This window comes from Streptomyces sp. NPDC006510 (genome assembly GCF_040611955.1).
Lineage (GTDB): Bacteria > Actinomycetota > Actinomycetes > Streptomycetales > Streptomycetaceae > Streptomyces.
On the sequence record NZ_JBEXPH010000044.1, the window covers coordinates 15,306 to 40,085 of the forward strand.

Consider the following 24,780-nt stretch of genomic DNA (forward strand, 5'->3'; position numbering starts at 1 on the left):
GTCCGATTCGGTCTTTCGGGCCGTGTCCGCCAACCTGCCCGCCCTGGTGAGGTGGCCGAGGGCCTGCCGACCATGGCCCGCGTGGACGGCTTCGGCCGCGCTGAAGGCTTCACCGCTCGCAGCGGGGTTGCCGAAAGGTCACCGTGTTCCCCTGCGGTTGTGCAAGCCGAGGGTTGAACCCAGAGAGCCCCGGCCTGCAATGGCGCCGTCCGGTCTCCTCGCTGATGTAACTGTGCTGTCCAGACCGGAGTAAGTCATGAATGGAATTCGCCCCTTCCGCGTGCTGCGTGCCAGGCCCCTCTGGATAGCAAGCGGCGTCATCACAGGCGTCCTCGCGCTCCTGTTCGGCCTCTTCTATGTCGGCCCCAATATCGATCCGGCCGGCCATACGAAGAATCTGCCGGTCGGCTTGGTCAACTCCGACAAGGGGGCCAGTGTCGGCGGCAAGCAGATCAATCTCGGAGCGCAGATCACTGGGTCGATCAAGACGTCCACCGCGAGTGGCGGCAAGATCGACTGGAAGGTGATGGACGAGAAGGAGGTGAAGGAGGCGCTTGGCAAGGGCAAGCTGTACGGCGCGCTGGTCGTCCCCGCTGACTTCACCTCCTCCGTCACCGCACTGACCGGATCCTCGGCAACCGATAATCCGGTTGTCCCGCAGCTGACGGTGCTGACCAACCAGTCCGCCGGCAGCATAGGCTCCAACGTCGCCCGACAGGCGACGACGACGGCGGCCGAGGGCGCCTCGCTCGAACTGGGCAAGCAGCTGACCGCGCAGGCCCAAGCTCAACAGGCCAAGTTGCCGACGGCGGCCCGCGTCCTGCTGGCCGATCCGGCCGCGGTGACCGTCAAGGACGGGCATCCCCTCGACTCACACAGCGGCCTGGGCATGTCGGCGTTCTACTACGCGCTCGTCCTCGTGGTCTGCGGCATGCTCTCCGCCAACGTCATCAGCGGCCAGGTCGACCACGCTCTCGGCTACACCCACAACGACATGGGCCCGCTGCGCATCCACCGCCCGCTGATCAAGGCCACCCGCGTGCAGAGCCTCGCCATGAGCAGCACCCTCATGGCAGCCCTGTCCCTGCTGATGGGCACCCTGGTCATGGTGGGAACGATCGGCATCATGGGGATGGACGCCTCCCACCTGCCGCTGCTGTGGCTTTATTCGGTGGCCGCCATCGCCGTCGCAGGAATCGGCGCCCTTGCTCTGCTCGCCGTCTTCGGTACGCCCGGCATGTTGGTGGTCACGCTGGTCTTCATCGCGATGGCCGTGCCGACGGCCGGCGCCACTACCCCGATCGAGTCGCTGCCCGCCTTCTACCGATTGCTCGCGGAGTTCGAGCCGATGCGGCAGATTGTCGGCGGCGTCCGTTCGATCCTCTACTACGACGCACAGGGCGACGCGGGCTTGACCCGAGGCTGGGTCATGATGGCCGTCGGCCTCGCGGCAGCCGCACTGTTCGGCTTCGGCATGACGAGCTGGTACGACCGCAAGGGGCTGCACCGTACCCCGGCGCGGGCGGAGCACAAGGCTGCCGTTTCGGCATAGCGGAGCGTACTGACGCGTCCCCCTCTGACCGGGCCACTGTGCGGAGTGCCCCACGGTGTGCGTCGCTCCGTGGGGAGGGGAGGCGTTTCCGGGAGCTGCTCGGTGACGACGGCGACGCCTACAAGAAGGCCATCACCAAGCGCTACCCCGCCTATCAGTGCGCAGCCCTCATCGACGTCGCCAACGCCTACATGTTCGGCCCCAAGAACTGAGTCCGCTCCAACCTTCCAGGAAAGCACTGAAGTCCCATGAGAGGGAACATCGTGACTTCCTCGCCGACTTTGAGGGTGATCTCGCGCTCGACATCTTCGTCGATCTGGCCTGATCCCGCTCAGTAGCGCGGTGTGGGCCACATCCCTCTCGCAGACCCTGAGCACCACACCCGCACACACAGGTGCGGCCGGCCGTTCGGCGAGACCGATCGGCGGATCGGCGGATCGGCGGATCGGCGGAAATGGTGTTCACCCCGAGCGGCGACGTCGAGTAACCAGAACGCACTACCACCCGTGCAGCGGCCAGGGCCTGGCCGAGGCGAACACCTCCGGAAGGAAGCCACCGATGGCTGATCACGACCTCGTTCTCGTCACCGGCGCCGGCGGCATGGGCCGCCTCGTCACCGAGCGGCTGCGCGCGCAGAACGTGCCGGTCCGCGTCCTGGTCCGCCGTGAGGACGACCGCGCGGCCAAGGTGCGGGCATTGGGCGCCCAGGTCGTCACCGGGGACCTGACCCGGCCCGAAACGGTGGCGGCCGCGCTCGACGGCGTCCGCCGGACGTACTTCGGGCTCAGTGTGTCCCCGGACCACCTGCTGGCGGCGACCGTCATGGCCACCGTCGCGAAGGCGCACGGCGAACTCGATGTGCTGGTGGACATGTCGCAGATGACGGTGTCGCAGATGACCGCCACCAGCACCGCGGAATCCCACCAGCAGCGGCTGCACTGGCTGGCGGAGCAGGTGCTGGACTGGTCGGGCCTGCCCGTGGTGCACGTGCGCCCGACGACGTTCCTCGACAATCCGTTGTTCACCGCCCTCGCGGCGCGGTCGATCCGCGAGAACGGCACGCTGGCGCTGCCGTTCGGGACCGGACGCACCTCGCCAGTCGCTGCCGACGACGTCGCCCAGGTGGTCGCGACCATCCTGCGCGATCCCGGGGAGCACGTCGGGAAGGTGTACGAGCTGACCGGACCGCGGGCGCTCGACATGACCGAAGTAGCCCAGGAGTTCTCCAAGGCGCTCGGCCGCACGGTGACCTATCTGGACGTCCCCCTGCAATGGTGGCGCACAGAGGTACTCGCGAACGCGGGCCTGCCACAGCACACCGAGCAGCACATCGCGACCATGGCGCAGCTGCACCGCGCGAACCGTTACGACAGGGCGACCATCGACGTCGAGCGCATCACCGGGAAGCGGCCCCTGACGGTCGAGGAGTTCGTCGCCGTCCGCAAGGACTTCTACCTCGGCTGACTGCGCAGGAATCCCAGGTGAAGGGGGCATCACCGAAAGCGCCTGTCATGGGCGACACGTCTGTCCCGTCCCGGGTGTCGCGGCCCCGCCCGCGGTATAGCCGTCCGCACTCGGCTGTTTCATAGGTGGTAGATCCGCTCCTCCGGTGTCGCCGTCACCCTCGTCGTGCACGAGCACAAGCAGCTGGGGCGCGGCATCGAACTCGCCGTGCTCGCCGAGGAGCTGAAGGCGAGCGACGTCGGCCTGGAGTTCCTCACCGGAGAGTTGAAGGGCTCACACGATCCGTCCGGCATCGTGTTCACCGTGCTCGCGGCCATGTCCGGCATGGAGCGCGAGTACATCCGCGACCGCACCCTCGAAGGCCACGAGAGCGCGCGGAAGCGTGGCAAGACCATCGGCGGCGCCGGGGTTACCGACGACGACATGTTGTCCATGGCCCTCCACCTACGCGACCAGGAGATGAGCCTGCGCGACATCGCCAAGCGCCTCGTCATCACCACCGGCGCGAAGAGGGGCCAGCATCCCTCGCCCGCCACCGTCATGCGGATGCTGCGGGAGCACGACGAACAGGCCACCACAGCGGCGAGCACGTGATCACCCGGCTAGTTTGCGGCTGGTGTCTGAGCTAGGACTCCAGGGCCTGAACGGGGCCGTTCGGTTCGTGCAGACGGTGGCGCCAGGTGGGGGTGTCCGTGCGATCCACCGGCGGCGGGCGGACGACCGCGTTCGAGTCTGTGGCCGGGCCTCCAACTGTTCCGGCCGATCCGAGCGCGGTGGCGGAGCTCTTGCCTGAGCGCTGTCCCCCACATCGCGCTCGCGGTCACCTGGCCAGCGCCGACCTGGACCGATCGGCAGCCCCTGCACCTCCACTCGCCAACCGCCAGCATCCTCGGACAACGGTTGCCTCGGCGTCGCGCCCTGACCAGCAGTCAGGCACGGGCACCCTCACCGCATCCGGGTCACGATGAGGGTGCCGTGCCGGCCGGACCTGGCCAGCACCTCCACGACCAGATCCGACTCCACTCGCGTGTACGGCTCGCCCTCCGCCCGCCGCTCCCCCACCACCGCCGCGGCGCTCAAGGCCTCACCGACACGAGCCGCGAGGACCGGCTCCAGGCGCGCGGACACTCTGGCCGGCCCGCCCTCGTCCCCCACCGCCAGAACCAGATGATGCGGTCTGAACCGGGGGCCGGTGAACCCCAGCACCAGGGGGTCGACCGTGTCCGCGTGCCAAACTTTCAACCACCGGCGCTGTCCCGACGGATAGCCCGCGCCGCCGCGTTTGCAGACGATTCCCTCGATGCCCTGCTCGCGCAGGGCTTCGTACCAGAGCACAGCGACATCCCGGTCATCGGTTGCCGGGACGGCCTGGATCGGCGGCCCGACATCGGCGAGGAGCTCCAGAAGGAAGGCGCGGCGCTCGGTGTAGGGGCGGCTTCGGCAGTCACCGATCGCCGGGTCCGGGTGCTGCAGAACGTCCCAGCAGACGTAGGAGGCCGGGTACCGGGCCGCCAGGGCGCGGGCCCGGGTCACGGACGACGCGGCCCGTGACTGCGCCGCGGCGAAGTCGAGCCGGCCGTCCCGCCAGATCACGGCCTCGCCGTCCAGGACCGTGCCGGGGCGCAGTTCCATGCCGGCGACGGCCAGGTCCATCCAGTGCTGGGTGACGACTCTGCCGGACCGGGCGTACAGCACAACGGTCTCGTCGGTACGGCGCAGCACTGTTCTGTGGCCGTCGAGCTTGGGCTCGTACCACCAGCCCGGACCCTCGGGCAGGACCGGGACGGCTTGGGCCAGTGCCACCAGGGGGATGCAGTCGAGCATGAGGCAGATACCGAATCAGAGGCCCGCGACGGTGCTGCCGGGGCGCAGAACGACGGCTTCGCACACCCGTGAGAGTCTAGGACGGTGAAAGCGAAGTGCGCTCCCCTGGGCGATGAGCGGCGCGACCGCGGCCCCGAGCTGCCGCCGACCCGCAGCGTCCTGATCACTGGCGGCCTGGTGCGCGTGTCGGGCGCAGCGGCCGTGGGCTGCGGGGCGCTGTTCGGTCTGCTTCCCGTCCTCGCGCTCATCGGCAGACTCGGTCTCCCCGACGACCCGCCAGGTTTCGTGCCGGTGTTCGGCGGCCCGCTCATCGCCGCGGCGCTGGGCATCGTCGTCTTCCTGATCGTGCTCGGCTATGCCCTGACCTTCCATCAGCTGGCGCTCGCGGGCATGTACGCACCGGCTGAGGACTCGTCGGCGCTGAGGAATGCGGTCGAGGTGCGTGGCCGCGTCACACGCACGCCGTTCTTCCCGGCGGTCGTGACGAGCATCGTCATCGGCTTCCTGCTCCTGGCAACGGCCGGCATCCTGCTCGCCGCGTCCGCCTGGCCGACGGTGGCGATCGCCTTGCTCCTCTCGGGCGTGCTCTGCGTCCCGGCCGTACTCGCTCTGATCGCCGCCGACCGACGGTGGAGCCGTACCGCGCCTGAGCGCCTTCCCGCACGGGCCCTGGGCGAACAGGGCCCCGCTCGGCTCCTCCTCGGCGACGCCGACACGGAACTGCGGCAGCAGGTCAAGGCCCGAGAGCGCGCCGAGGCCACCGAACTCGACCATGCGACCACCGCCGTGCTCGTGACCCTCGCCATCGCGAGCCTCGCCATGATGAGCCCCTCACTCTCACCCACGGCTGCCATCTGGAGACAGGTGCAGCTGGTCGGCGTCGGGCTCGGCGTCCTGTGCCTGCTCGTACTGCTCGGCATCAGGGTGCTCCGGATCCGGCGACTGCGACGCACTCTTGTACGGGTGCGCCGCGGGGGCGCGGACGTGTCCGGCATCGACCGCGCGCACGCGATCACCGCGACGACGACCCAGGCGTCCGAGCTGCACGCGGCGACAACCCTCTGGGCGCTGCTCGGCGCCGCAGCGCTCGGCACTGTGGTCCACCGGACCGCGGATGTCGCGCCGGTCCTGATCGTCGCCGGCATCTGGGCGCTCGGCTTCGCCGTGCTCATCGCGCTGTCGATGCGTTCGGACACTGCCGCCCCAAAGCTCCGGGAGGAGTTCGGCTACCGGCTCCCGACCAAGACCTCCGGAAACGACAACACCTGGCACTGAGATGCCGTCGCCGGCCGACGAACAGCCACATCGGCACGACACCCTGGCTCAGATCGCGGTCGGCTTCGGGATCTCGGCCGGCACCGCCCACACATACGTCACCGCCGTCATCGACCACCTGTCCAAGCGAGCGCCCGGACCGCTGCTGGTGCTGCGGGAGACCGATCCCGAGTACGGGCACTGTCACGTTGGCTGACCGGGTGGGATGATCTTCGGGTTGATCACGGTGGAGGGGTTGTCCGTGGGCAGTACGCCGCCGTCGTACAAGGGGCACGGGTACCGGTCGAGGTGACTCCCACTGCGTGTGGCTGTACTTCCGCTTCCCGTTGTCATTCCGTGAGGTGGAGGAGTTGATGCTGCAGCGCGGCGTCATCGTGTCCTACGAGACGATCCGCCGGTGGTGTCTGAAGTTCGGGCAGCCCTACGCCAACGCGCTGCGCCGCCGATGTCCCCGCCCCGGCGACAAGTGGCATCTTGACGAGGTCTTCATCACGATCAACGGCTAGCAGAAGTACCTCTGGCGCGCGGTCGACCAGGACGGCAACGTGCTGGACATCCTCGTTCAGAACCGGCGCAACAAGGCCGCAGCCAGGTGCTTCTTCCGTCGGCTTAGCAGCGCAACTCAGCTCTGACCTGCAGCTTTCCCAGATAGCGCAGGCACCTGTCTCAGGGAGGGTTAGCGGGGCAATACCCGGATGACTGGTCGGGCGGGCACGGAGCGTGACAAGTCTTCAGGTACCGGGACCTGTTCCTGGCCGGCGTGGTCAACGGGGGCGGAGTCTTGTTGGGACGCGATGTCGCACGCACGACGCCGCCCCACGCCATAGCAAATCAGGGTGCGGTCGGGGGCGGTGTGGGGATCAGTGTCCCGGCCGGACACGACACGCAGGTGCTCGGGGTCTACGGGTGATGAACCTGTCCTGGGGTGGGGACGGCTGCGGTGGTGCCGGTGCGTGAGGCCTGGAGGGCTGCGTTGGCCACGAGGACGGCGTGCAGTCCGTCGTGGAGAGTCGCGGTGCGTTGGCTGTGGCCGAGGACCAGGTCGCGGAAGGCTTCGTGTTCGGCGATCAGGGGTTCTCGTTTGGGGGTTGCGTAGCGGGTGACGTCTCCTTCGGTGACGCCGCGGAATGCGGTGAGTGCTTCCCATTGGGTGCGGGTGGAGCCGTTGGCCCAGTAGGAGAGGTCGGCGGTGAGGGTGTCGGCGACGAGGATGCCGTGGTCGCCGGTGACGACGGTGGTGCGTTCCTTGAGTGGTGAGATCCAGTTGACCTGGTGGTGGGTGATGGTGCCGTCGGTCAGTTGTCCGAGGGCTGCGAGGAGGTCTTCGTGGGGGCGGCCGCTGCGGTGGGCGGTGCGGGCGGCGATCGAGGTATGGGCGATGCCGAGTGTCGGCGTACTTCTCTGGCTGCACCACGGAGTACAGAGGTATGTGCACCAGTCCTCTGGTGGAGTTCTGACCTCTGCCGTCTGCTGGCCCGTCTGCCGGTGCCGTAGACCAGACTGTCCGGATGGCCGTGGACACAGTGCTCGCATCATCGGACGACAGGCGAGCGCCTTGACCTCGGCGGCCTGCAACGCCGTAAACGACGGCGGTCTGCCCGACCTCTTGCGGTCGGCGAGGGCGGCCAGGCCGCCCCTGGCGAACCGGCCACGCCAGGTGCGCACCGTGTCCACATGCACGCGCACCTCGGCCGCTATCCGAGCGTTCGAGCACCCTTGGGGCCGCGAGCAGCACGATCGTGGCCCGCTGCCGAGCGTGGTGCGGGATCTTGGCCGTATGCCATCTTCTTGAGCTGGTGACGTTCGGAGGCGGCCAGCATGACGGGTACAGCGAGGCGGGTGGGCAGGCGACAGTGGTTGTAGGGAGTGCCGACCGAGGCGCCGAGCAGAGACGCGATGGCCTCGATGCTGTTCTCGGGGTTGGGCAGCATGTCGCGGGCGGCGCGCAGCAGCTTGTCGTTTCCACTCACCAGGTCGCCGAGAGTTCGGATCATGTAGGTGAGGCCGGGGACTTCAGCCACCTGATCGCCCTCGGGGATGCGGGCCGGAACTCCCTTCTGGTCAGGACTGGTTGCGGAGTTTCTTCTTGTCGATCTTGCCCAGGGCGGTGAGGGGTAGCGCATCGACGAGGTGGAACTGCTTCGGGACCCAGAGTGTGCCCTTGCGGGCGCGGACGTGGTCCATCAGCTCGGCGGGGGTGGCGTGCTGTCCGGCGTGCAGGACCACGGTGGCGGTGACGGCTTCGCCCCAGTGCGGGTCGGGTGTGCCGTAGACGGCGGCGACGGCGACGGCTGGGTGGGTGGCGAGGGTGTCCTCGACCTCGCGAGGGTAGACGTTGAACCCGCCCGTGATGATGGTGTCCTTGATCCGGTCGATGATCGTGATCAGGCCGCTGTCGTCCCTGCGGGCGACGTCCCCGGTGTGGAGCCAGCCTCCTTCGAGAGCGGCTGCGGTCTGCTCGGGCTTGTTCCAGTAGCCGTCCATCACGAGCGGTCCTCGTACGCACAGTTCGCCTGGCTCGCCGGCCGGTACTTCCCGGCCGTGCGGGTCGCGCAGGGTGATCTCCACGCCGGGCATCGGCCGGCCGCAGCTGCCCAGGACGGTCGGGTCGTCGCGGTGTTCGGCCGGGTCCAGGACGGTCAGCGCGTTGGGGGCCTCGGCCTGGCCGTAGTGCTGGCTGAGCACGGGGCCGAAGAGCCGGTAGGCCTGGGCGAGCCGGGCGGGGTCGGCGGGTGCGGCACCATACAGGACCCAGTTCAGCCCCGACAGGTCGGCTGCGGGGAGCCGGGGGTGGTCGAGCAGCGCGTAGAGCATCGTGGGGACGACGAACGTGGCGCTCACGCCGTGGTGCTCGATCGCGTCGATGACGCGATCCGGGTCGAAGGAGGGGTGCAGTTCGAAGCTGGCGCCGTGCAGCAGGCCGGGTGCGACGAGAAGGCCGGCGGCGTGCGACATGGGGGTGGTGATCAGGAAGTGGGTGTCCGGCGGCCAGGCCCAGGTGGAGCAGGCCCAGGCGTTGGCGAGCAGTGAGCGGTCGCGCAGCATCACGCCCTTGGGTTCGCCGGTGGTGCCGCCGGTGTAGAAGAGGTAGAGGGCGGGGCCGCGCGGGTCGTCGGGGCCGGGGGGTGTGTCGGCGGCGAGGCGGTCGAGTTCGGCGAGGGTGATCGCCTTGGTGCCGTCGGGGCGGGCGCGGGAGGCGAAGCGTGTGTCGTCCACGATCAGGTAGTCGGAGGCGCTGTCGCGCAGGATGGTCCGGTCGGTGTCCGCGGTGGCCAGCGGGTGCAGGGCGGTGTAGCGCAGTCCGGCCAGGCAGGCGGCGGCCATGACGGTGAACGCTTGCGGGTTCGGGCCGCACAGCAGGGCGAGCCCGTCGCCGGGGGCCAGGCCCAGTCGTCCGAACGCGGCTGCGGTGCGTTCGATCCGTTCCGCGGTCTCACCGTAGGTCCAGGTGTGCTTCGTCCCGTCGTCGCCGGTGAACCGGAAGGCGGTGCGCTCGGGCCGCCTGCGCAGCGCCGACAGGATCAGGTCCGCGTAGCCGGGTCTCATCGGGTCCTCCCCAGGATGGTCACGGCGGCCACCGCCTCCTCGATTCCGTAGAGGCCGCCGCCGTTCTCGGCGATGGCGATGCGCGCGTCGGGGACCTGGCGCCCGCCCGCCCGGCCGCGCAGCTGTGTGACCAGTTCGAAGACCTGCGCCAGTCCGGTGGCGGAAACCGGGTGGCCGCGCGATTCGAGTCCTCCGGACGGGTTCACCGGAACGGTGCCACCGAGCGCGCCGGCGCCCGAGGCCGACCACGGGCCGCCGTCGCCGATCGGGCAGAAGCCCAGGTTCTCCACCTGCTGGATCTCGCCGAAGGCGGTGGCGTCGTGGACCTCCGCCACGTCGACGTCCTGCGGACCGATGCCGGCCTTCTCGTAGGCGGCGAGCGCGGCCCGGCGGCCGATGTGCCGTGCGGCGTCGTTCGTCGCCCGGTCGGTGCCCGACAACAGGGCACTGCTCAGTACCGCCACGGCCGACTCGTCACGGGTGGAGTCGGCCCGCGTCACGACGGCGGCGGCGGCCCCGTCGCTGACTGGTGAGCACATCGGCACCGTCAGCGGCCACGCCACCCGCCGCGCCGCCAGGATCTCCTCCGCGGTGAACGCTCGGCGGAAGTGGGCTCGGGGGTTGTGGACGGAGTGGGCGTGGTTCTTCGCCGAGACCGCGGCCAGGTGGGCTTCGGTGGTGCCGAAGCGCTGCATGTGGGCGCGGGCCAGGGAGGCGTAGATCTCCATGAACACCGACCGGTCGCCGTCCACGGACAATTCGGGCGGCAGGGGGTCGGTCAGGGCGGCGAGCGCGGCCAGGGTCTCCTCGCGGTGGGCGACGTCCATGGCCCCGTCGAACACCGCCAGCCCCTGGGCGGGATCGGCGCAGACGAGCTTGTCCACGCCGACGGCCAGGGCGACGTCCGACAGGCCCGCCCGCACGTGGGCGATCGCCAGCCACAGGGCTGTGGCACCGCCCGCGCAGGCGTTCTCCACATTCACCACGGGTACCCCGGCGAACCCGTGCGGGCGCAGGGCGACCTGGCCGGGGATCATGTGCTGGCCGTCGATCGCCTTCTGGCTGACCGTGGCGTGGAAAACGGCGCCGACGTCGGCCGGGGCGAGCCCGGCGTCGCGCAGCGCCTCGTGCGCGGCCTGGCCGGCGAGGTCGCCGGCACCGCGGTCGAGGTGGCGGCCGAAGGGGGTGGCTCCGACGCCGAGGATGAGTGCTTCGCGGTTCATGACACGACCCGGTTGCGCAGCACGCCCAGGCCGGAGACTTCGAGTTCCACGGTGTCGCCGGGTTCCAGGAAGCGGCCGTGCTCCAGTCCACAGCCGGTGGGCACGGTGCCCGAGCACAGGATCTCTCCGGCGTGCAGCCGGGTCGACTGGGAGGCGAAGGCGATCATGTCGGCGAAGGTGTGGTGCATGTCGGCGGACGTGCCCCGGCTGGCCTCCTCACCGTTGATGCGGGCGGTCATCGTGAGCAGGTACGGGTCGCCGAGCTCGTCGGCGGTGACGATCCACGGGCCCAGGACGTTCGAGTCGGTGAAGTCCTTGCTCTTGCTCAGGCCCAGCCCGGTGGCGATCTCCTCCAGCTGGATGTCGCGGGCGCTGAAGTCGTTGAAGATTGTGTAGCCGAAGATGTACGACGGAGCGTCCGCCGTGGGGATGTCCGTGCCGCCGCGGCCCAGCACGCAGGCGAACTCCAGCTCGTAGTCCCGCACCGAGGAGTACGCGGGCCAGTGGATGTCGCTGTCGTGGCCGGTCACGGAGAGCCGGTTGGTCACGTAGTACAGCGGGCGTTCGAGCATGATGGCGGGTAGTTCGACCTGGTCGGCCGGGATGCCCTGGATCCGGGAGCGGGCATTGCGGAAGTGATCCATGAAACTGCCGAAGTCCCGGATCTGTACGGGCCTGGGCAGCGGGGACAGCCAGCGCACCTCGGACGCGGCGACGACCGCTTCGGACGGGGCCTGTTCGGCAAGCCACTGCAGGGTCTGCCGCACGGGTTCGCCGCCGTCGATGATTGTCTGCATGGTGGTCAGCGCGGGGGCGTGCTCGCCGGTCACCAGGCGGTGGGCGCGGTCGAGCAGCAACAGGCGCTCGCCCTGATCGAGTACGAGCGCGGTCCGCTCGACGCGGTCGTGCTCCACGGTTGCGAGTTTCACGGTCGGTTCCTCTCCTCAACAGGGTGCAGGGGTCGGTCTGCGGGGATCGGGTGTCAGACGAAGGCCACGACGCGGGCCGGGGCGGCGCTCGCGCGGGCGATCTTGATCGGGAAGAACGCCACCCGGAACCCCGACGGGGGCAGCGCGGCAAGGTTCGTCAGCTGCTGGACGATGAAGACCTCCCGCTCGCGGCCGGCCCGGTGGCCGTCCCACAGCACGGAGTTGTCGCCGCTGTCGCGGAACTTGCCCGCCATCACGGAGAAGCTCAGGTCCCAGCCCGCGGCGTCGGTGCCCAGGACCTTGGCCCCGAGGTCGGCCAGGAACAACGTCGACTCGCGGCTCATGCCCGGGTAGCGGAAGAACTCGGGGTCGGACAGCCCGTACCGCTCCTGGCCGGTGCGCAGCAGGACCGCTCCGCCGGCCGGGACCGGGGCGCCGTTGTCGGCGAGGGCGGACTCCAGCGCCTCGACTGTGATCGGGGCGTCCGGTTCGCATCGGTCGCGCAGGTCCAGCACGAGCGCCTCGCACCACAGCTCGTCCAGGGCGATGTCGGTGATGGTGCGGGCGGGCCTGCCCTCGCAGGTCGAGCCGTAGTGCAGCGGGGCGTCGACGTGGGTGCCGAGGTGGGAGTTGAAGTCGGTGAGCAGTTCCGCGCCCCAGCCCTCGCCGTCGGGCAGGTCCTCGACGCTGCAGTGCATGGCGGCGGCGAACTGCTCTCGGCCCTCGCCCGTCGGGTGCGCGTAGGCCACGGCTGGCGCGATCACCGGGGCGAGCGGGCGCAGCTGCTCGGGGAGCCGCTCGCGGTCGGCGGGGTCCAGCGTCCTGGTGAGGTCGATCAGTTCCATGACGAACCCTCCTTAGTTATTGGACGCTCAGCATAGAACTGAACCGATAGCATAGGCAAGAGTTCGCCGCCCGGCGCCGCCCGGCCGGCGTGGCAGAATCGGCCGTGTCAGGCCGCCGCAACGTTGGGAAGGACACCGCGTGGGTGCGACCCGCAAGCAGGAGATCTCCGCCGAGACCCAGCGCCGGCTGGTGGCCGCCGCGTGGGAACTCGCCGCCGAGGGCGGGTCCGCCGCAGCGTCCGTCCAGGCCGTGGCGGAGCGCTCCGGCATCAGCCGGGGCTCCGTGGCCTGGCACTTCGGCTCGAAGGACGGGCTGCTGAAGGCGGTGATCGAGGAAGCGTTCCGATGGGGCACGGACTTCATGCGCGAACGCCTGGCCGCCGCCGGGCCGGACGCCGGAATCGAGGCGCTGGTCGAGGCGAACTTCGCCCTGATGTCCCGGCCCGAGGCGCACATCTTCTCGACACTCCTGATCGAGGCGGTGAGCCGCGAGTCGGCCCTGCGCACGACGTACGCCGAGGAGTACGCCAAGATCCGCGGCCTGTACGCCGACCACCTGCGCGCGACCGGTGCGCACGTCACCGACCCGGAGGCCGTCGCGGCGGCACTGCTCGGCGGCACCCTGGGAATCAACATCCAGCACCGCCTGGACCCGGCCCTGAACCGCCGACGGGCTGTGACCGCGATGACGGGCATCTACACGGACGCGCTGTCCGGAACCAGACCTGACACCCCCTCCGGCACCTGACCCACACCCGCCCCCGGGCCGCGCCGGACGAGGCCGGTCACCAGCGCGCCGCCTAGGGCCAGGGTCACCACGATGCCCCGGGCCTCGATGTCCTCATGCTCCGCGCCCAGGCGCAGATAAAGGGCTGAAGGAGAGCAAGCCGAAACACCCGCCCCAGCCCAGTCCAAGGCGCCAGAGCCGCTGACACGTCATCCGGCGCCACGAAGAACTCGACGATGATGCTTACCAGGGCATCATGCCCGACCGCCCACGACCGTGACTGGCGGGACAAGTCCCGGCAATCCGCCCGGACTTCGGCCCCGCGCCAGTTCGCCCTTGGTGGCGAGACGCGGTCGTCACGGACCTTGCCCACCGTGAGGTCGTAGACGTGGGATCCGGCCGCTTCGTGCACCGGTGAGCGCAGGCCGAACGCTCGCCCGCCGGCCACCGCGCGGATGGTGACGCCCTCGGCAAGCTCATCGGACGGCAGTTCCTGGGGGTGAAGTGCATGCCGTACGGGTCGCTGCGCTCGACGGTCTCGGGGAGTCGGACGAAGGTCTGGGCGCCGTGCCCGAGTCCCGGAGGCACTGACAGACCGCTGATTAGGGGCATGACCACCGACTCCTCCGGGAGGCAGGGAGGCTCTTCGTAATGTGGATGTGGCGATCGGTGCCGACGGACGGCCGGGTGGGCACGACTGAAGGACGCACGTGATCGACACCGGTGACATCGACGTCTACCTCGGTTTGGACGTCGGCAAGGGCGAACACCACGCCACCGCCGTCACCCCGGCCGGCAAGAAGGCGTTCGACAAGCGGCTGGCCGGCCTCGGGCTGGAATGGGCGAAGGCCGCATGAACGGCGACGAAGTCGAGGAGGCGCGGATCCGCACGGCGGTCGCCGGGCATGTGCGCCGGCGGACTTGGGCGGAGGCCGAGGCGGTGCTCACCACGGTGCTGGGTGGCCCGGAGGCGCGGCGGATCGGAGCCCTGGTCGAGGAGGAGGAACGCCGTTGTCCGGTCTCGGATAAGTCCGGGCGAGGCGGGCCCCTGACCTGCGGTGCCCGGACTTGAGTGAGACGGGTCTCGCAAGGTCGTCTCACTCAAGTCCGGGCACTGGCCTTCTTGGTCAGATATGGAGTTCGGGTGGGAAGCCGGTCCAGCGCAGTTCTGCGGGCAGGTGCCGCATGTCGTTGTAGAAGAGCACGGAGGCCGGCTTGTCGGGTGCGTAGCGGATGACCGTCAGAGCTGCGTTGCTGTGGTTGAGGCCCATCCAGCGCCACTCGGGCGCGTCGAGGGCAGCCCGGATAAGCCAGCCGATGAGGAAGTTGTGCGTGACAACCAGTTCGTGGCGGGGGCGATCTCCGTCGACCGGACCTGTAAATTTCGCAAGTGCTTCCCGCGCCAGCGGTCCACCGTCGCGCTCCTCTTCCGGAAACTGAGCGAGGAAGCCGAGCATGGCGTCGGCCGAATCCGGCGGCAGATCCTCCTTCGTAGGCAGGTAGGGGATGTAGTCGCCGACCAGTTCCGACTGGTGCAGTGGGACGGTGTCAAGTTGTGCACTGATCAGCTGGGCCGTCTGCTGCGCCCGAGGCAGCGGCCCGTGGTAGATCGCCGAAAGTGGAGTGCTCTGAAGCCGTTCACCGAGCAGAACGGCTTGGCGCCGGCCGCTTTCCGTCAGGGTTGTCTCATCTGCTGACGCTTCACCGTGCCGAGCGAGGTAGAGGTATCGAGTGGCTGTGTCCGTCATGTCCCGGGTCTCCGTTGCCATCCGTGATTTTGTATGTCGGGGTGGACGCTGAGCTCGTTGGGCATAGTTCCGTCGCGGCTGCGCCGGCTCAGTTGGCGATGAGTGTGGGGACGCCTTCGGGGTTGCCGAGCCGATACTCGATCTCCGCAGCTGATGCCTTCACGGTCTTCCGAACTTGCCTGCCGCCCCGGACAGGAAACGCTGCGCGGCGCCCACGCTGCGGAAGCCTTTCATCGCCCGTTCGCGTTACCGGGTGGGCTGATGACTGTTCTCGGCCCGGATGTTCAGGCCCTTGTGGGAACGGTGCTCGACGGAGGACATGACCTCGCGGTGGGCCACGCCGTAGGAGCGGAGCTTGTCCGTGACGATCACCCGCGGCACCCCGCCCGTCCTGGTCAGCAGCGTGCGGAAGAAGCGCCTGGCCGCAGCCGTGTCCCGGCGGCTCTGCACCAGGGTGTCCAGCACGTTGCCGTCCTGGTCGACAGCCCGCCACAGGTACTTCTGCTCACCGTTGATCTTGACGAAGACCTCGTCCAGATGCCACTTGTCACCAGGCCGGGGCCGGCGGCGGCGCAGCGAATTGGCGTACTGCTGACCGAACTTCAGGCACCAGCAACGGACCGTCTCGTACGAGACGATCACGCCGCGTTCCAGCATCAGCTCCTCGACCTCACGGAAACTGAGCGGGAACCGGAAGTACAGCCACACGCAGTGCGAGATCACCTCGACCGGATACCGGTGCCCCTTGTACGACGGCGACATGCCCTCCACGGACGACCCCCGCCACCGTGATCAGCCGAGGATCCTCCCACCCTGTCAGCCAACGTGACAGCGCCCGATGAGCCGCCCACCCGCCCCGGTCTGGTGGATGGGCGGCTCGTGGACGCTGGTGTCAGGCGTGGGCCAGGGTCGGGTAGTCGGTGTATCCGGCCTCACCGCCGCCGTACAGGGTGGCCGGGTCGATCTCGTTGAGCGGGGCGTCGGTGCGCAGGCGCTCGACGATGTCAGGGTTGGCCAGCGCGAAGCGGCCCAGCGGGGCGATGTCGGCCAGGCCCGCGTCGATGTCGTCGGCGATCTGCTCGCGGGTGCGGCCGTAGCGGACCACGAGCAGGGCGGTCGGCCACACCTCGCGGAAGGAGCGCAGCAGTTCGTCGTCGCCGACGTGATGGACGTGCAGGTAAGCGAGGTTCAGGGGCGCCAGCTCGCCCACTAGGTGGAGGTACTGGGCGCGGACGGCCTCGGGGTCGCCCTCGTCGATCCCGCCCAGCGGCATCGAGGGGGACAGGCGGATGCCGACCCGGTCCGCGCCGATCTCCTCGGCCACCGCCCGGGCGACCTCGACGACGAGGCGGGAGCGGTTCTCGGCCGAGCCGCCGTAGGTGTCGGTGCGATGGTTGGCGTTCGGGGAGAGGAACTGGTGCAGCAGGTAGCCGTTCGCTCCGTGGATCTCCACCCCGTCCGCGCCGGCGGCTATCGCGGAGGCGGCGGCATGCCGGAAGTCCGCGATGGTGGCCTGGATGTCCTGGATGCTCATCTCACGCGGCACCGGCGTCTTCTTCGGGCCGGTTGCGGTGAATATGTCCTGGCCGGCGGAGATCGCGGAGGGAGCGACCGGCTGGCGGTGGTGTGGGGTGTTGTCCGGGTGGGACATGCGTCCGACGTGCATCAGCTGGATGAACAGTGTCCCGCCGCCCGCGTGCACGGCGTCGGCGACCTCGCGCCAGCCTGCGATCTGCTCGGGAGTGTGGATGCCCGGCGTGTTCGGGTAGCCCTGTCCGTCGGCCGAGGGCTGCGTGCCCTCGGTGATGATCAGCCCGAGGGAGGCGCGCTGACTGTAGTAGGTGGCTGCCAGTGGGCCGGGCGTGCCGTTGACGTTCGCCCGGCTGCGGGTCAGCGGCGCCATGGCGAGGCGGTGCTGGAGCTCGACGCGGCCGAGCTTGAAGGGCTGCCAGAGGGAGGAAGACGTGGTCATGGGGTGCGTGGTCCTTAATGTCTGTGTCGAGCGTCGATCGGCCATCCCGCGTCACGCTGTGGATCAGGGGGACCGGGCGTCGTCGTGGGACGATGACGGATGGCCGTATCTGATTCCAATCAGTAACGACTGCACTCATAACTGAGTGCAGTCAGAATAAATTTCCCGAAAGGTGCCCCGCATGCCACGCGCTTCCCAGCCGGCAGGTCGGCGCGAGCGGAACAAGCAGCTCAAGCTCGACCGCATCACCGCCGCAGCCCACGAGCTGTTCGCCGAACACGGCATCGAGGAGGTCACCACCCAGCAGATCGCCGACAAGGCCGACATCGGCACCGGCACGCTCTTCCTCTACGCCAAGACCAAGGGCGAGCTCCTCCTGCTTGTCCAGAACTCCCTCTACGCCGAAGCCCTCGAACGAGGCCGGGCGGATGCCGAGAACATCCCGGACGCACTGGAAGCGGTGATGGCGATTGTCCGGCCGGTCGTCGACTGCAACCGGACGCAGGTCGACAACGGGCGCGTCTACCTGCGCGAGATGGTCTTCGGCGACCCCGCCGAGCCCCACCACCACGAGGCCCTCGCCATCACCGGGCAGACCGAGGAGGCCGTGGCCGCCGTGCTGTGCCGGGACGCACAGGTCAGCAAGGGGGACGCGGCGACAACGGCGCGCGTCGTGTCAGCCGTGATGTTCCTCGCGATGGCGGCAGGTGTGAACGTCTCCGCGAGCGTGGACGAGATCGTGCGCGACATCCGGGAGCAGATCGCAGTCCTGCTGACACGTTGACGTCGGTTGCGCAGTTTCCACTTCACGGGCATGCGGTCCGGGAATCTGACCGATGTCCGGCGCGCGGTGGAGCCGATGCGCCAGGCATCGGCGGCTTCTCCCGCCGCCTCCGCCTGGCCGCGGACGCCTCGTCGCCCACGAGTGCGGTCGACGTGCACCCGCACCGCGCCTTTGATCAGCCGGTTTCCGTCAAGGCTGCGTGTGCGGCGGCGAGGATCTCCTCGGAGAGCGGGGAGCCCTTCGTGGCCCGGGACAGGACCAGCGCACCGAAAAGGGTGCAGAGGCGGGCGATGCCGTCCTGGTCGTCGGTGGCGAGGAAGTCGGCGAAGTCGGCCGCCCCTTCGGTGTAGACGCGACGGGCCTCGCGCCCTCCGCCTTCGCGCGCGATGTCGGTGGCGAGCGCGGCGACCGGACAGCCGTCTGCCGGGTCGTCGCGGTGCTCGACGGAGAGGTAGGTGTCGATCAGAGCCTGCTGGGCGGCGTCGCGCTGCCCGTCGTGCCGCTCGAGCCCGGCGCTGTAGCGCTGGGTGAGCTCGGCGAAGGCGTGGGCGGTAGCCTCGTCGACGAGCGCCTCCTTGGAGGCGAACTGCTTGTAGAAGGCGCCGTGGGTCAGACCGGCCGCCTTCATCAGGTCGGCGACGCTGACCTGCGTGCCCTGCTCCCGGAACAGCCGGGATGCGGTGTCCACCACCCGCCTGCGATTTTCCTCCGCCTGTGCCTGCGATACGCGGCCCATGACCACCTCCCATTTGGATGTCGACTGGCATCTATCGTAGACCCATGTTTAGATTGAATGCATAATCTAATTCGTTGCGGTTGGCCGACGGCGCCCGCCAGGACAGGAGCGAGCATGGAACTGAAGAACACGGTCGCGGTCGTCACCGGCGCCAACCGAGGGCTCGGGCGACACCTGGCCGCCCAGCTCGTCGAGCGCGGCGCGAAGGTGTACGGCGCGGCCCGACGCCCCGAGACGGTCGACGTGCCGGGTGTCATCCCGCTGCGGCTGGACGTCACGGACGAGGCGTCGATACAGGAGGCCACCCGCGTGGCGTCCGACGCGACACTGCTGATCAACAACGCGGGCATCTCGACCGGCGCGACGCTGATCGGAGGCGACGTGGCTGAGGTGCGCCGGGAGATGGAGACCAACTTCTTCGGCCCGCTCGCCGCGACCCGCTCCTTCGCCCCCGTCATCGAGGGCAACGGCGGCGGCGCCGTACTCAACGTCCTGTCCGCCCTGTCCTGGTTCCACCCGGCCGGCCTCGGCTCCTACGCCGCGTCCAAGGCCGCCGCCTGGGCGCTGAGCGACGCGACCCGTGAGGAGTTGGCACCGCGCGGGATCACCGTCTCAGCGCTGCACGTCGGTTACATGGACACCGACATGGCCGCCGGCGTGCCCGCCGATCAGAAGGTCGCCGCCGCCGACGTCGCGGCCCAGGCCCTGTACGGCATCGAGACCGGCCTGCCCGAGATCCTCGCCGACGAGACCAGCCGGTACGTCAAGCACAGTCTGTCCGCGGCACCCCAGCCGAACGCGGGGTGACGCTCACCTCTCCAACCCCGCGCGACCGCCTTCTCACCCCTCATGCAAGGACATCTCATGCGTTACACGACCTTCGGCCACCGGACCGGACTGCGCGTCTCTGAGTACGCACTCGGCACCGCGAACTTCGGCACCGGCTGGGGCGCAGGCGCCGAGCCGGACGAGGCACGCCGTATCTTCGACCGGTTCGCCGAAGCGGGCGGCACCTTCCTCGACAGCGCGGACGGCTACCAGTTCGGCGAGTCGGAGGAACTGACCGGAAAGCTGATCTCCGCCGACCGCGACCACTTCGTACTGGCCACGAAGTTCGCCCTCGGCGCCGCCCCGCAGCCGGACATCTCCAGGACCGGCAACAGCCGCAAGAACATGGTCGCCTCGGTCGAGGCCAGCCTGAAGCGCCTGGGCACCGACTACATCGACCTGCTGTGGGTGCACTTCCCCGACGAGCTCACTCCGATGGAGGAGCTCCTGCGCGGACTCGACGACCTGGTGAGCGCCGGCAAGATCCACCATGCCGCGCTGTCCAACTTCCCCGCCTGGCGCGTCTCGCGCGCGGTAACCCTCGCGGACCTGAAGAACTGGGCCCCGATCGTGGGCATCCAGCACGAGTACAGCCTCGTCGAACGCACCGCCGACCGCGAGCTCCTGCCCATGGCCGAGAGCCTCGGACTCGGCGCCGCCCTGTGGTCCCCGCTCGGCGGCGGACTGCTCACCGGCAAATACCGCAGCTCCGCCGAGGGGCGCCTGAGCGACCTGGGCATGGTCATCCACACCGAGAGCACCGGCCAGAAGACCGCCGTCGTCGACACCGTCCTGGCCATCGCCGAGGAGACCGGTGTGACACCCGCCCAGGTTGCGGTGGCCTGGGTGCGCGAGCGCGCCGCCCGTTCCGTGGCCACGCTCGTCCCGATCATCGGCCCGCGCAACCTCTCCCAGCTCGACAGCTACCTCGGCGCCCTCGACGTCCAGTTGACCGACGCGCAGTACACCCGCCTGACCGAGGTCAGCGCGGTGCCGCTCGGCGTACCCCACGAGGGGATCGCCGCCTCCCTGGACCGCCTCCAGGGGGGCGCCGCCGACCGACTCATCGCCCCGGTCGTGCCGGTGGCCTGATGGGTGAACGCGGCTGAGGGCGCAGCACCCGCGCCGCAGCCAGAAGAACAACACAAACTATCTCGTACTGGGAGAAGCCCGGGGCGAGGGGAGACCCCGCCCTCTCACGGACGGGACACGGAACGGAGACGACGATGAAGGCTTTCATAGTCGAGAAGTACGGCGGCCAAGCCGGGATGCGCGCCGCCGAGGTACCCGACCCCCAGGTGGGTGCCGACGACGTCCTGGTCAAGATCCACGCGGCGGGCGTCAACCCGCTGGACCTCAGAATCCGCAACGGGGACTTCAAGGCGTTCATGCCCTACCGTCTCCCGCTTGTCCTGGGAAACGACCTCGCCGGGACGGTCGTCCGGGTCGGCCCGTCCGTCACCCGGTTCGCGGTGGGCGACGAGGTCTACGCCCGGCCCGACAAGGACCGCATCGGCACCTTCGCCGAACTCATCGCCGTCCACCAGGACGACCTGGCACCCAAACCCGCCACGCTCACCATGGCCGACGCCGCCTCCCTCCCCCTGGTCGCCCTGACCGCATGGCAGGCACTGGTCGAACGGGCACATGTGCAGCCGGGCCAGAAGGTCCTCATCCACGCGGGCGCTGGCGGCCTCGGCTCCATCGCCGTCCAGCTGGCCAAGGCGCTGGGCGCCCACGTGGCCACCACCGTGAGCACCGCCAAGGTCGACCTGGCCAAGGACCTCGGCGCGGACGTCGCCGTCGACTACCGCACGCAGGACTTCGCCACTGTCCTCGACGGGTACGACGTCGTCCTCGACAGCCTCGGCGGCGAAAACCTCGCCAAGTCCCTGCGCGTGCTCAAGCCCGGCGGCATCGCCATCAGCGTCGCGGGCCCGCCCGACCCGGCCTTCGCCCGCGAACTCGGCGCGAACCCGATCCTCCGCCTGGCCATGACCGCCCTCAGCTTCAAGACCCGGCGCAGCGCGAAGCGCCACGGCGTGACGTACTCCTTCCTGTTCATGAAGGCCAGTGGAGACCAACTGCGCGAACTCACCCCCCTCATCGACGCCGGGAAGATCCGCCCCGTCGTCGACCGCGTCTTCCCGTTCGAAGAAACCCTCCAAGCCATGGAGTGCGTCGAAAAGGGACGGACAAAGGCCGGCAAAGTCGTCGTCACGATGACGTGAGGGCGGGAACGAGTCCCAGGCACCAGTCACCTCCGACAACGAGAAGACCCTGCACACCTCACTCCCCTCCGTCACACCACCCCAGGACCCGGCCATGAGCGCACCGTCCAGTCCCTCCACCCCCGCCACGACGTCGTACAAGAACACGCCTAACCGCTCCGTGTCCGTGCGTGGCGTGGCCTTCACCTACCGGCAGCTCGGCCCGGATGACGGCGTACCACTGATCCTCCTCAACCACCTGGCCGCAGTCCTGGACAACTGGGATCCCCGCGTCGTCGACGGACTCGCCGCCCGACGCCCGTTGATCACCTTCGACAACCGCGGCGTCGGCGCGTCCAGCGGCTCCACACCCGACACCATCGAGGCGATGGCCCGCGACACCGTGCTGTTCATCCGGGCCCTCGGGTACGACCGGGTCGACCTGCTCGGCCTGTCGATGGGCGGCTTCATCGCCCAGATCATCGCGGCAGAGGAACCTGCTCTCGTACGCAAGCTCATCCTCGCGGGCACGGGCCCCGCCGGAGGGCCCGGCATCGACAAGGTCACAACCCTCACTATCAAGGACACCCTCAAGGCCGTCCTGACCCGCAAGGACCCGAAGCAGTACCTCTTCTTCACCGACACCGCGGGCGGCCGCCGGGCAGCCCACGCCTTCCTGGACCGGCTGAAGGAGCGCACGGACGACCGCGACAAGGCCATCTCGCTCTCGTCGTTCCGCGCCCAGCTGAAGGCCATCCACCGCTGGGGCCTCCAGGCTCCGGCCGACCTGTCGCGCATCCGCCAACCGGTCCTGGTGACCAACGGCGAGAGCGATCGAATGGTCCCGAGCGTCAACACCATCGACCTGGCGGCCCGGCTGCCCCAGGGCGAACTCGAGCCCCTATACCCCGACGCCGGACACGGCGGGATCTTCCAGCACCACGACATATTCGTCCCGCGGGCGCTTGAATTCCTGGGACCGTAGCCAGCCGTCAGACAGGCCCAGGGCCCCTGCCCCGCACCCAGCGAGACCGGAACCAGGAAATTCGTCCTCGCACATTGCCATCGTGAACAGCGACCTCAGCTTCGGCCAGCTGTCCATTCGGCGCTTCGCCCGCACCCTCGGCCCGCCCAATCCCGTCTGCAGTGGGCCGGGGCGGGCCTGTATGACGGCGGCACCATCGCTTACGTGCCCGCACGCCTGGCCGGTGAGGAGGCCAACGAGTTCGGTCTCATCGCGCACGGCCCGGACAGCAACAAACTTAGCCTTGATCCACCGATGAACAGCCGGTCCAGGGCTTGGACATGAAGGCGCGGATGCCCTCTGAGCTGGGACGATGGGACTTCCTACGGTTCCATATCCACAGAGCAGGAGAGCACCCGCGAGATGCAATCTTCCCATGCCGCTTCGGCGGTGTCGGCCGCGTTCGACGATCAGAATCTCATCGCGGATGCCGGGCTGGTCCGGGTGATGCGGCTGGCCGAACGGTGCGGGCTTTCGCGCCTGGTGTCGGAGAAGGTGATGCTGACCGGGGCGGCAAACGGTGCGGGTGCAGCAGCCGACGCCAAGGTCACCAGCATCGTGGCAGGCATGGCCGCAGGAGCCGACAGCATCGACGACCTGGACATGCTGCGCCACGGTGCGATGCCGACCGTGTTCCGAGAAGTCCGTGCCCCGTCCACACTGGGCACGTTCCTCCGCGCGTTCACCCACGGTCACGCCCTCCAACTGCACGCGGTGCACCGCAGGTTCCTCGGCGCGCTGACCGCGCACACCCCGCTGCTGCCCGGCTCGGGCGAGAAGGCGTTCATCGACGTCGACTCCACCCACAAACGGGTCTACGGCCGCACCAAGCAGGGCGCCGAGTACGGCCGGTTCAAGGGCATCCCGGGCGAATACCCGAACCGGTGAATCACGGTTTCCTGGCGTAGGTCAGCGTGGCAGGGATGGTCTGGAGCTCAGCCGTGGGCCTCCTGCTGCGTCTTTCGGCATAGCGTGGGGCCTGGTTGTCTCTGGCCTTGGTCTCTCAGCGACGGGTCCGCCGCCTCGCGGCGGCGGACCCGTTGTTCTTCTAGAGCTGACGCCATTCGTCGCCGACCTGGTCGGTCTGGCGGATGATCCGTTCTCCGGCCGCGGGAGCGGGCCACACCTGAAGCAGGTATACCTCGACCGGGTCGTCGTCCGGGCCGAGACTGTCCTTGGCACGTCCCTCGTCACGGCCGCGGGCATGGACACGCACGCGGTAGCTACCCGGTCCGCTGGGGGCGAGGCCGGGCAGGTCCTCGGCTTCGCCGTCCTCCCAGGAGGTGACAAGAGCCGAGCCGGTGGTGGAGATGAACGACGTCTCCACCACCTCGTCCCAGCCACCCTCGTGGAGCGATGGCTCGGACACGTGCGTGGTGACGGTGACCTCGACCGGTCCGACGGTCAGTCCGGTCAGTCCGGTCAGAATGCTGGCCCCGTCCTCCTCGACGGCGATCAGCCCATTGCCGGCGTCCGCGATGTCCGGTGCCTGGTCGGTACCGAGGTCCGGGTCGACGATGTAGAACTGACGGGCATACACCCACACACGGGTACTCCCGCGTTCTTCCGGCATACCGGGTGCCTCCTCGGCGTCAGGAGATGGCGACCCAGAAGGCGTCCGCCGTTCAGGATCCTATTGTCCTTGTACGCCTTGAGCAGGTACTTGGATCCACCGGCGGTGCTGTTGTGCTTCTCGTTGATCATCCTGCGGCTGAAGACACCCGTCGCTCCGCCTTCCTTGGTCGAAGCGAAGGGGTACTCGTCGCAGCTCTTGCCCGTCGGGCGGGGCAGACTGCTCGGGCAGGCCTTGCTCGTGAGTGGTTGTGCGAGGCGGTCGCGGTCCGTGCAGCTGCCGGCTGGCCGTTGACAGTGCAGGCGAGTACCTCGCCGTCCCCATTTGACGAGGAACCGACGATCGCAACCCTGGAGATCAGCCTCGGACTCCCATGGCCTGGGACCGATGACCGGGCCGTGCCGGTCCGGCTCGGGGACCTGCCCGTCGACCGGTGCGGCATGGTCATCGGCGACGCCTCGGGGCTGGACGTATGGACGGGGATTACTGATTTCGGCGTTTCGGGGTCTGGATTTGTGTC

General features: G+C 69.1%; 26 protein-coding genes and 3 pseudogenes. 16 read left to right on the forward strand and 13 right to left on the reverse strand.

The features are described 5' to 3' along the window. The first annotated feature begins 256 nt into the window (after window positions 1-256). From ABZY11_RS16115 to ABZY11_RS16130, 4 genes are all read left to right on the forward strand, one after another. Window positions 257-1,552, forward strand: a complete 1,296-nt coding sequence (locus ABZY11_RS16115) for a DUF3533 domain-containing protein (RefSeq protein ID WP_356479737.1) — start codon at window positions 257-259, stop codon at window positions 1,550-1,552. Between the two features lie 38 nt (window positions 1,553-1,590). Then, entirely contained in the window at window positions 1,591-1,764 is a 174-nt protein-coding gene (locus ABZY11_RS16120) for a hypothetical protein (RefSeq protein ID WP_356479738.1), read from the forward strand. A gap of 346 nt (window positions 1,765-2,110) precedes the next feature. Further along, entirely contained in the window at window positions 2,111-3,016 is a 906-nt protein-coding gene (locus ABZY11_RS16125; RefSeq protein ID WP_356479739.1) for an NmrA family NAD(P)-binding protein, read from the forward strand. Window positions 3,017-3,181: 165 nt separating this feature from the next. Then, window positions 3,182-3,610: a recombinase family protein gene (locus ABZY11_RS16130; RefSeq protein ID WP_356479740.1), complete on the forward strand. Its 429-nt coding sequence runs from the start codon at window positions 3,182-3,184 to the stop codon at window positions 3,608-3,610. Window positions 3,611-3,961: 351 nt separating this feature from the next. Here the strand turns inward: ABZY11_RS16130 and ABZY11_RS16135 are convergent, their stop codons facing one another. Further along, window positions 3,962-4,840, reverse strand: coding sequence for a DNA ligase (locus tag ABZY11_RS16135; protein ID WP_356479741.1), 879 nt, complete (start codon window positions 4,838-4,840; stop codon window positions 3,962-3,964). 84 nt (window positions 4,841-4,924) lie between these two features. On the opposite strand from ABZY11_RS16135, the gene ABZY11_RS16140 reads away from it, so the two are divergent. The 3 genes and pseudogenes from ABZY11_RS16140 to ABZY11_RS16150 form a co-directional block, all read left to right on the forward strand. Beyond that, complete coding sequence (locus tag ABZY11_RS16140) at window positions 4,925-6,115, forward strand: hypothetical protein (RefSeq protein WP_356479742.1); 1,191 nt, start codon at window positions 4,925-4,927, stop codon at window positions 6,113-6,115. 31 nt (window positions 6,116-6,146) lie between these two features. Then, a pseudogene (locus ABZY11_RS16145) lies at window positions 6,147-6,321 on the forward strand (transposase family protein); the annotation flags it as partial. Between the two features lie 96 nt (window positions 6,322-6,417). Further along, window positions 6,418-6,708 (forward strand): annotated as a pseudogene (locus ABZY11_RS16150) (IS6 family transposase); the annotation flags it as partial. A gap of 307 nt (window positions 6,709-7,015) precedes the next feature. On the opposite strand, the gene ABZY11_RS16155 reads toward ABZY11_RS16150, so the two are convergent. The 6 genes from ABZY11_RS16155 to ABZY11_RS16180 are packed head-to-tail and all read right to left on the reverse strand — an operon-like array spanning window position 7,016 to window position 12,658. Beyond that, the gene (locus ABZY11_RS16155) at window positions 7,016-7,795 is read right to left on the reverse strand and encodes a helix-turn-helix domain-containing protein (protein WP_356479743.1); all 780 of its coding nucleotides are present in this window, start codon (window positions 7,793-7,795) and stop codon (window positions 7,016-7,018) included. A 14-nt stretch (window positions 7,796-7,809) separates the two neighbouring features. After that, window positions 7,810-8,136: a hypothetical protein gene (locus ABZY11_RS16160; protein WP_356479744.1), complete on the reverse strand. Its 327-nt coding sequence runs from the start codon at window positions 8,134-8,136 to the stop codon at window positions 7,810-7,812. A 40-nt stretch (window positions 8,137-8,176) separates the two neighbouring features. Next, window positions 8,177-9,661, reverse strand: a complete 1,485-nt coding sequence (locus ABZY11_RS16165; protein WP_356479745.1) for an AMP-binding protein — start codon at window positions 9,659-9,661, stop codon at window positions 8,177-8,179. Continuing rightward, window positions 9,658-10,884: a thiolase family protein gene (locus tag ABZY11_RS16170; protein WP_356479746.1), complete on the reverse strand. Its 1,227-nt coding sequence runs from the start codon at window positions 10,882-10,884 to the stop codon at window positions 9,658-9,660. The genes ABZY11_RS16165 and ABZY11_RS16170 overlap by 4 nt, the downstream gene beginning before the upstream one ends. Continuing rightward, window positions 10,881-11,813, reverse strand: coding sequence for a fumarylacetoacetate hydrolase family protein (locus ABZY11_RS16175; RefSeq protein ID WP_356479747.1), 933 nt, complete (start codon window positions 11,811-11,813; stop codon window positions 10,881-10,883). The genes ABZY11_RS16170 and ABZY11_RS16175 overlap by 4 nt, the downstream gene beginning before the upstream one ends. A gap of 53 nt (window positions 11,814-11,866) precedes the next feature. Continuing rightward, complete coding sequence (locus ABZY11_RS16180; protein ID WP_356479748.1) at window positions 11,867-12,658, reverse strand: cyclase family protein; 792 nt, start codon at window positions 12,656-12,658, stop codon at window positions 11,867-11,869. 139 nt (window positions 12,659-12,797) lie between these two features. Here ABZY11_RS16180 and ABZY11_RS16185 point away from each other — a divergent pair, with 139 nt between their 5' ends. From ABZY11_RS16185 to ABZY11_RS16195, 3 genes are all read left to right on the forward strand, one after another. Next, the gene (locus ABZY11_RS16185) at window positions 12,798-13,406 is read left to right on the forward strand and encodes a TetR/AcrR family transcriptional regulator (RefSeq protein ID WP_356479749.1); all 609 of its coding nucleotides are present in this window, start codon (window positions 12,798-12,800) and stop codon (window positions 13,404-13,406) included. Between the two features lie 689 nt (window positions 13,407-14,095). After that, a complete protein-coding gene (locus tag ABZY11_RS16190; protein ID WP_329833313.1) occupies window positions 14,096-14,242 on the forward strand; it encodes a hypothetical protein in 147 nt (48 codons plus the stop codon). Further along, a complete protein-coding gene (locus ABZY11_RS16195; protein WP_329833286.1) occupies window positions 14,239-14,457 on the forward strand; it encodes a hypothetical protein in 219 nt (72 codons plus the stop codon). Before ABZY11_RS16190 ends, ABZY11_RS16195 begins: the two co-directional genes overlap by 4 nt. Before the next feature lie 55 nt (window positions 14,458-14,512). Here the strand turns inward: ABZY11_RS16195 and ABZY11_RS16200 are convergent, their stop codons facing one another. The 3 genes and pseudogenes from ABZY11_RS16200 to ABZY11_RS16210 form a co-directional block, all read right to left on the reverse strand. Continuing rightward, window positions 14,513-15,133 (reverse strand): histidine phosphatase family protein, encoded by a 621-nt coding sequence (locus ABZY11_RS16200; RefSeq protein WP_356479769.1) that lies wholly within the window; start codon window positions 15,131-15,133, stop codon window positions 14,513-14,515. 249 nt (window positions 15,134-15,382) lie between these two features. Next, a pseudogene (locus ABZY11_RS16205) lies at window positions 15,383-15,895 on the reverse strand (IS6 family transposase); the annotation flags it as partial. A gap of 130 nt (window positions 15,896-16,025) precedes the next feature. Next, complete coding sequence (locus ABZY11_RS16210; protein WP_356479750.1) at window positions 16,026-17,105, reverse strand: alkene reductase; 1,080 nt, start codon at window positions 17,103-17,105, stop codon at window positions 16,026-16,028. A 181-nt stretch (window positions 17,106-17,286) separates the two neighbouring features. On the opposite strand from ABZY11_RS16210, the gene ABZY11_RS16215 reads away from it, so the two are divergent. After that, window positions 17,287-17,889, forward strand: a complete 603-nt coding sequence (locus ABZY11_RS16215) for a helix-turn-helix domain-containing protein (protein ID WP_356479751.1) — start codon at window positions 17,287-17,289, stop codon at window positions 17,887-17,889. Between the two features lie 175 nt (window positions 17,890-18,064). Here ABZY11_RS16215 and ABZY11_RS16220 read toward each other — a convergent pair whose 3' ends face one another. After that, window positions 18,065-18,625 carry a TetR family transcriptional regulator gene (locus ABZY11_RS16220; RefSeq protein WP_356479752.1) on the reverse strand — a complete coding sequence of 187 codons (561 nt, stop codon included), beginning with the start codon at window positions 18,623-18,625 and terminating at the stop codon, window positions 18,065-18,067. A gap of 114 nt (window positions 18,626-18,739) precedes the next feature. Between ABZY11_RS16220 and ABZY11_RS16225 the strand changes: the two genes are divergently transcribed. From ABZY11_RS16225 to ABZY11_RS16245, 5 genes are all read left to right on the forward strand, one after another. Continuing rightward, window positions 18,740-19,432, forward strand: a complete 693-nt coding sequence (locus ABZY11_RS16225; RefSeq protein WP_356479753.1) for an SDR family oxidoreductase — start codon at window positions 18,740-18,742, stop codon at window positions 19,430-19,432. Between the two features lie 57 nt (window positions 19,433-19,489). Beyond that, the gene (locus tag ABZY11_RS16230; protein ID WP_356479754.1) at window positions 19,490-20,545 is read left to right on the forward strand and encodes an aldo/keto reductase; all 1,056 of its coding nucleotides are present in this window, start codon (window positions 19,490-19,492) and stop codon (window positions 20,543-20,545) included. 134 nt (window positions 20,546-20,679) lie between these two features. Further along, window positions 20,680-21,684: an NADP-dependent oxidoreductase gene (locus ABZY11_RS16235; RefSeq protein ID WP_356479755.1), complete on the forward strand. Its 1,005-nt coding sequence runs from the start codon at window positions 20,680-20,682 to the stop codon at window positions 21,682-21,684. A 94-nt stretch (window positions 21,685-21,778) separates the two neighbouring features. After that, window positions 21,779-22,648 (forward strand): alpha/beta hydrolase, encoded by an 870-nt coding sequence (locus ABZY11_RS16240; RefSeq protein WP_356479756.1) that lies wholly within the window; start codon window positions 21,779-21,781, stop codon window positions 22,646-22,648. Between the two features lie 402 nt (window positions 22,649-23,050). Then, window positions 23,051-23,575: a transposase gene (locus tag ABZY11_RS16245; RefSeq protein ID WP_356479757.1), complete on the forward strand. Its 525-nt coding sequence runs from the start codon at window positions 23,051-23,053 to the stop codon at window positions 23,573-23,575. 160 nt (window positions 23,576-23,735) lie between these two features. On the opposite strand, the gene ABZY11_RS16250 is transcribed toward ABZY11_RS16245, so the two are convergent. Together ABZY11_RS16250 and ABZY11_RS16255 are read right to left on the reverse strand one after the other, a co-directional pair. Beyond that, the gene (locus ABZY11_RS16250; protein WP_356479758.1) at window positions 23,736-24,260 is read right to left on the reverse strand and encodes a hypothetical protein; all 525 of its coding nucleotides are present in this window, start codon (window positions 24,258-24,260) and stop codon (window positions 23,736-23,738) included. Then, window positions 24,143-24,751 carry a NucA/NucB deoxyribonuclease domain-containing protein gene (locus ABZY11_RS16255; RefSeq protein WP_356479770.1) on the reverse strand — a complete coding sequence of 203 codons (609 nt, stop codon included), beginning with the start codon at window positions 24,749-24,751 and terminating at the stop codon, window positions 24,143-24,145. Before ABZY11_RS16255 ends, ABZY11_RS16250 begins: the two co-directional genes overlap by 118 nt. Window positions 24,752-24,780 lie beyond the last annotated feature (29 nt).

What these genes read in the sequence shown, in the direction of transcription:
- ABZY11_RS16220 (WP_356479752.1), bottom strand. Translation starts at nt 18,625, where the DNA reads ATGGGCCGCGTATCGCAGGCACAGGCGGAGGAAAATCGCAGGCGGGTG.
- ABZY11_RS16135 (WP_356479741.1), bottom strand. Translation starts at nt 4,840, where the DNA reads ATGCTCGACTGCATCCCCCTGGTGGCACTGGCCCAAGCCGTCCCGGTC.
- ABZY11_RS16225 (WP_356479753.1), top strand. Translation starts at nt 18,740, where the DNA reads ATGGAACTGAAGAACACGGTCGCGGTCGTCACCGGCGCCAACCGAGGG.
- ABZY11_RS16125 (WP_356479739.1), top strand. Translation starts at nt 2,111, where the DNA reads ATGGCTGATCACGACCTCGTTCTCGTCACCGGCGCCGGCGGCATGGGC.
- ABZY11_RS16230 (WP_356479754.1), top strand. Translation starts at nt 19,490, where the DNA reads ATGCGTTACACGACCTTCGGCCACCGGACCGGACTGCGCGTCTCTGAG.
- ABZY11_RS16235 (WP_356479755.1), top strand. Translation starts at nt 20,680, where the DNA reads ATGAAGGCTTTCATAGTCGAGAAGTACGGCGGCCAAGCCGGGATGCGC.
- ABZY11_RS16115 (WP_356479737.1), top strand. Translation starts at nt 257, where the DNA reads ATGAATGGAATTCGCCCCTTCCGCGTGCTGCGTGCCAGGCCCCTCTGG.
- ABZY11_RS16210 (WP_356479750.1), bottom strand. Translation starts at nt 17,105, where the DNA reads ATGACCACGTCTTCCTCCCTCTGGCAGCCCTTCAAGCTCGGCCGCGTC.
- ABZY11_RS16250 (WP_356479758.1), bottom strand. Translation starts at nt 24,260, where the DNA reads ATGCCGGAAGAACGCGGGAGTACCCGTGTGTGGGTGTATGCCCGTCAG.
- ABZY11_RS16215 (WP_356479751.1), top strand. Translation starts at nt 17,287, where the DNA reads ATGCCACGCGCTTCCCAGCCGGCAGGTCGGCGCGAGCGGAACAAGCAG.
- ABZY11_RS16165 (WP_356479745.1), bottom strand. Translation starts at nt 9,661, where the DNA reads ATGAGACCCGGCTACGCGGACCTGATCCTGTCGGCGCTGCGCAGGCGG.
- ABZY11_RS16240 (WP_356479756.1), top strand. Translation starts at nt 21,779, where the DNA reads ATGAGCGCACCGTCCAGTCCCTCCACCCCCGCCACGACGTCGTACAAG.
- ABZY11_RS16200 (WP_356479769.1), bottom strand. Translation starts at nt 15,133, where the DNA reads ATGACGGACACAGCCACTCGATACCTCTACCTCGCTCGGCACGGTGAA.
- ABZY11_RS16245 (WP_356479757.1), top strand. Translation starts at nt 23,051, where the DNA reads ATGCAATCTTCCCATGCCGCTTCGGCGGTGTCGGCCGCGTTCGACGAT.
- ABZY11_RS16170 (WP_356479746.1), bottom strand. Translation starts at nt 10,884, where the DNA reads ATGAACCGCGAAGCACTCATCCTCGGCGTCGGAGCCACCCCCTTCGGC.
- ABZY11_RS16195 (WP_329833286.1), top strand. Translation starts at nt 14,239, where the DNA reads ATGAACGGCGACGAAGTCGAGGAGGCGCGGATCCGCACGGCGGTCGCC.
- ABZY11_RS16180 (WP_356479748.1), bottom strand. Translation starts at nt 12,658, where the DNA reads ATGGAACTGATCGACCTCACCAGGACGCTGGACCCCGCCGACCGCGAG.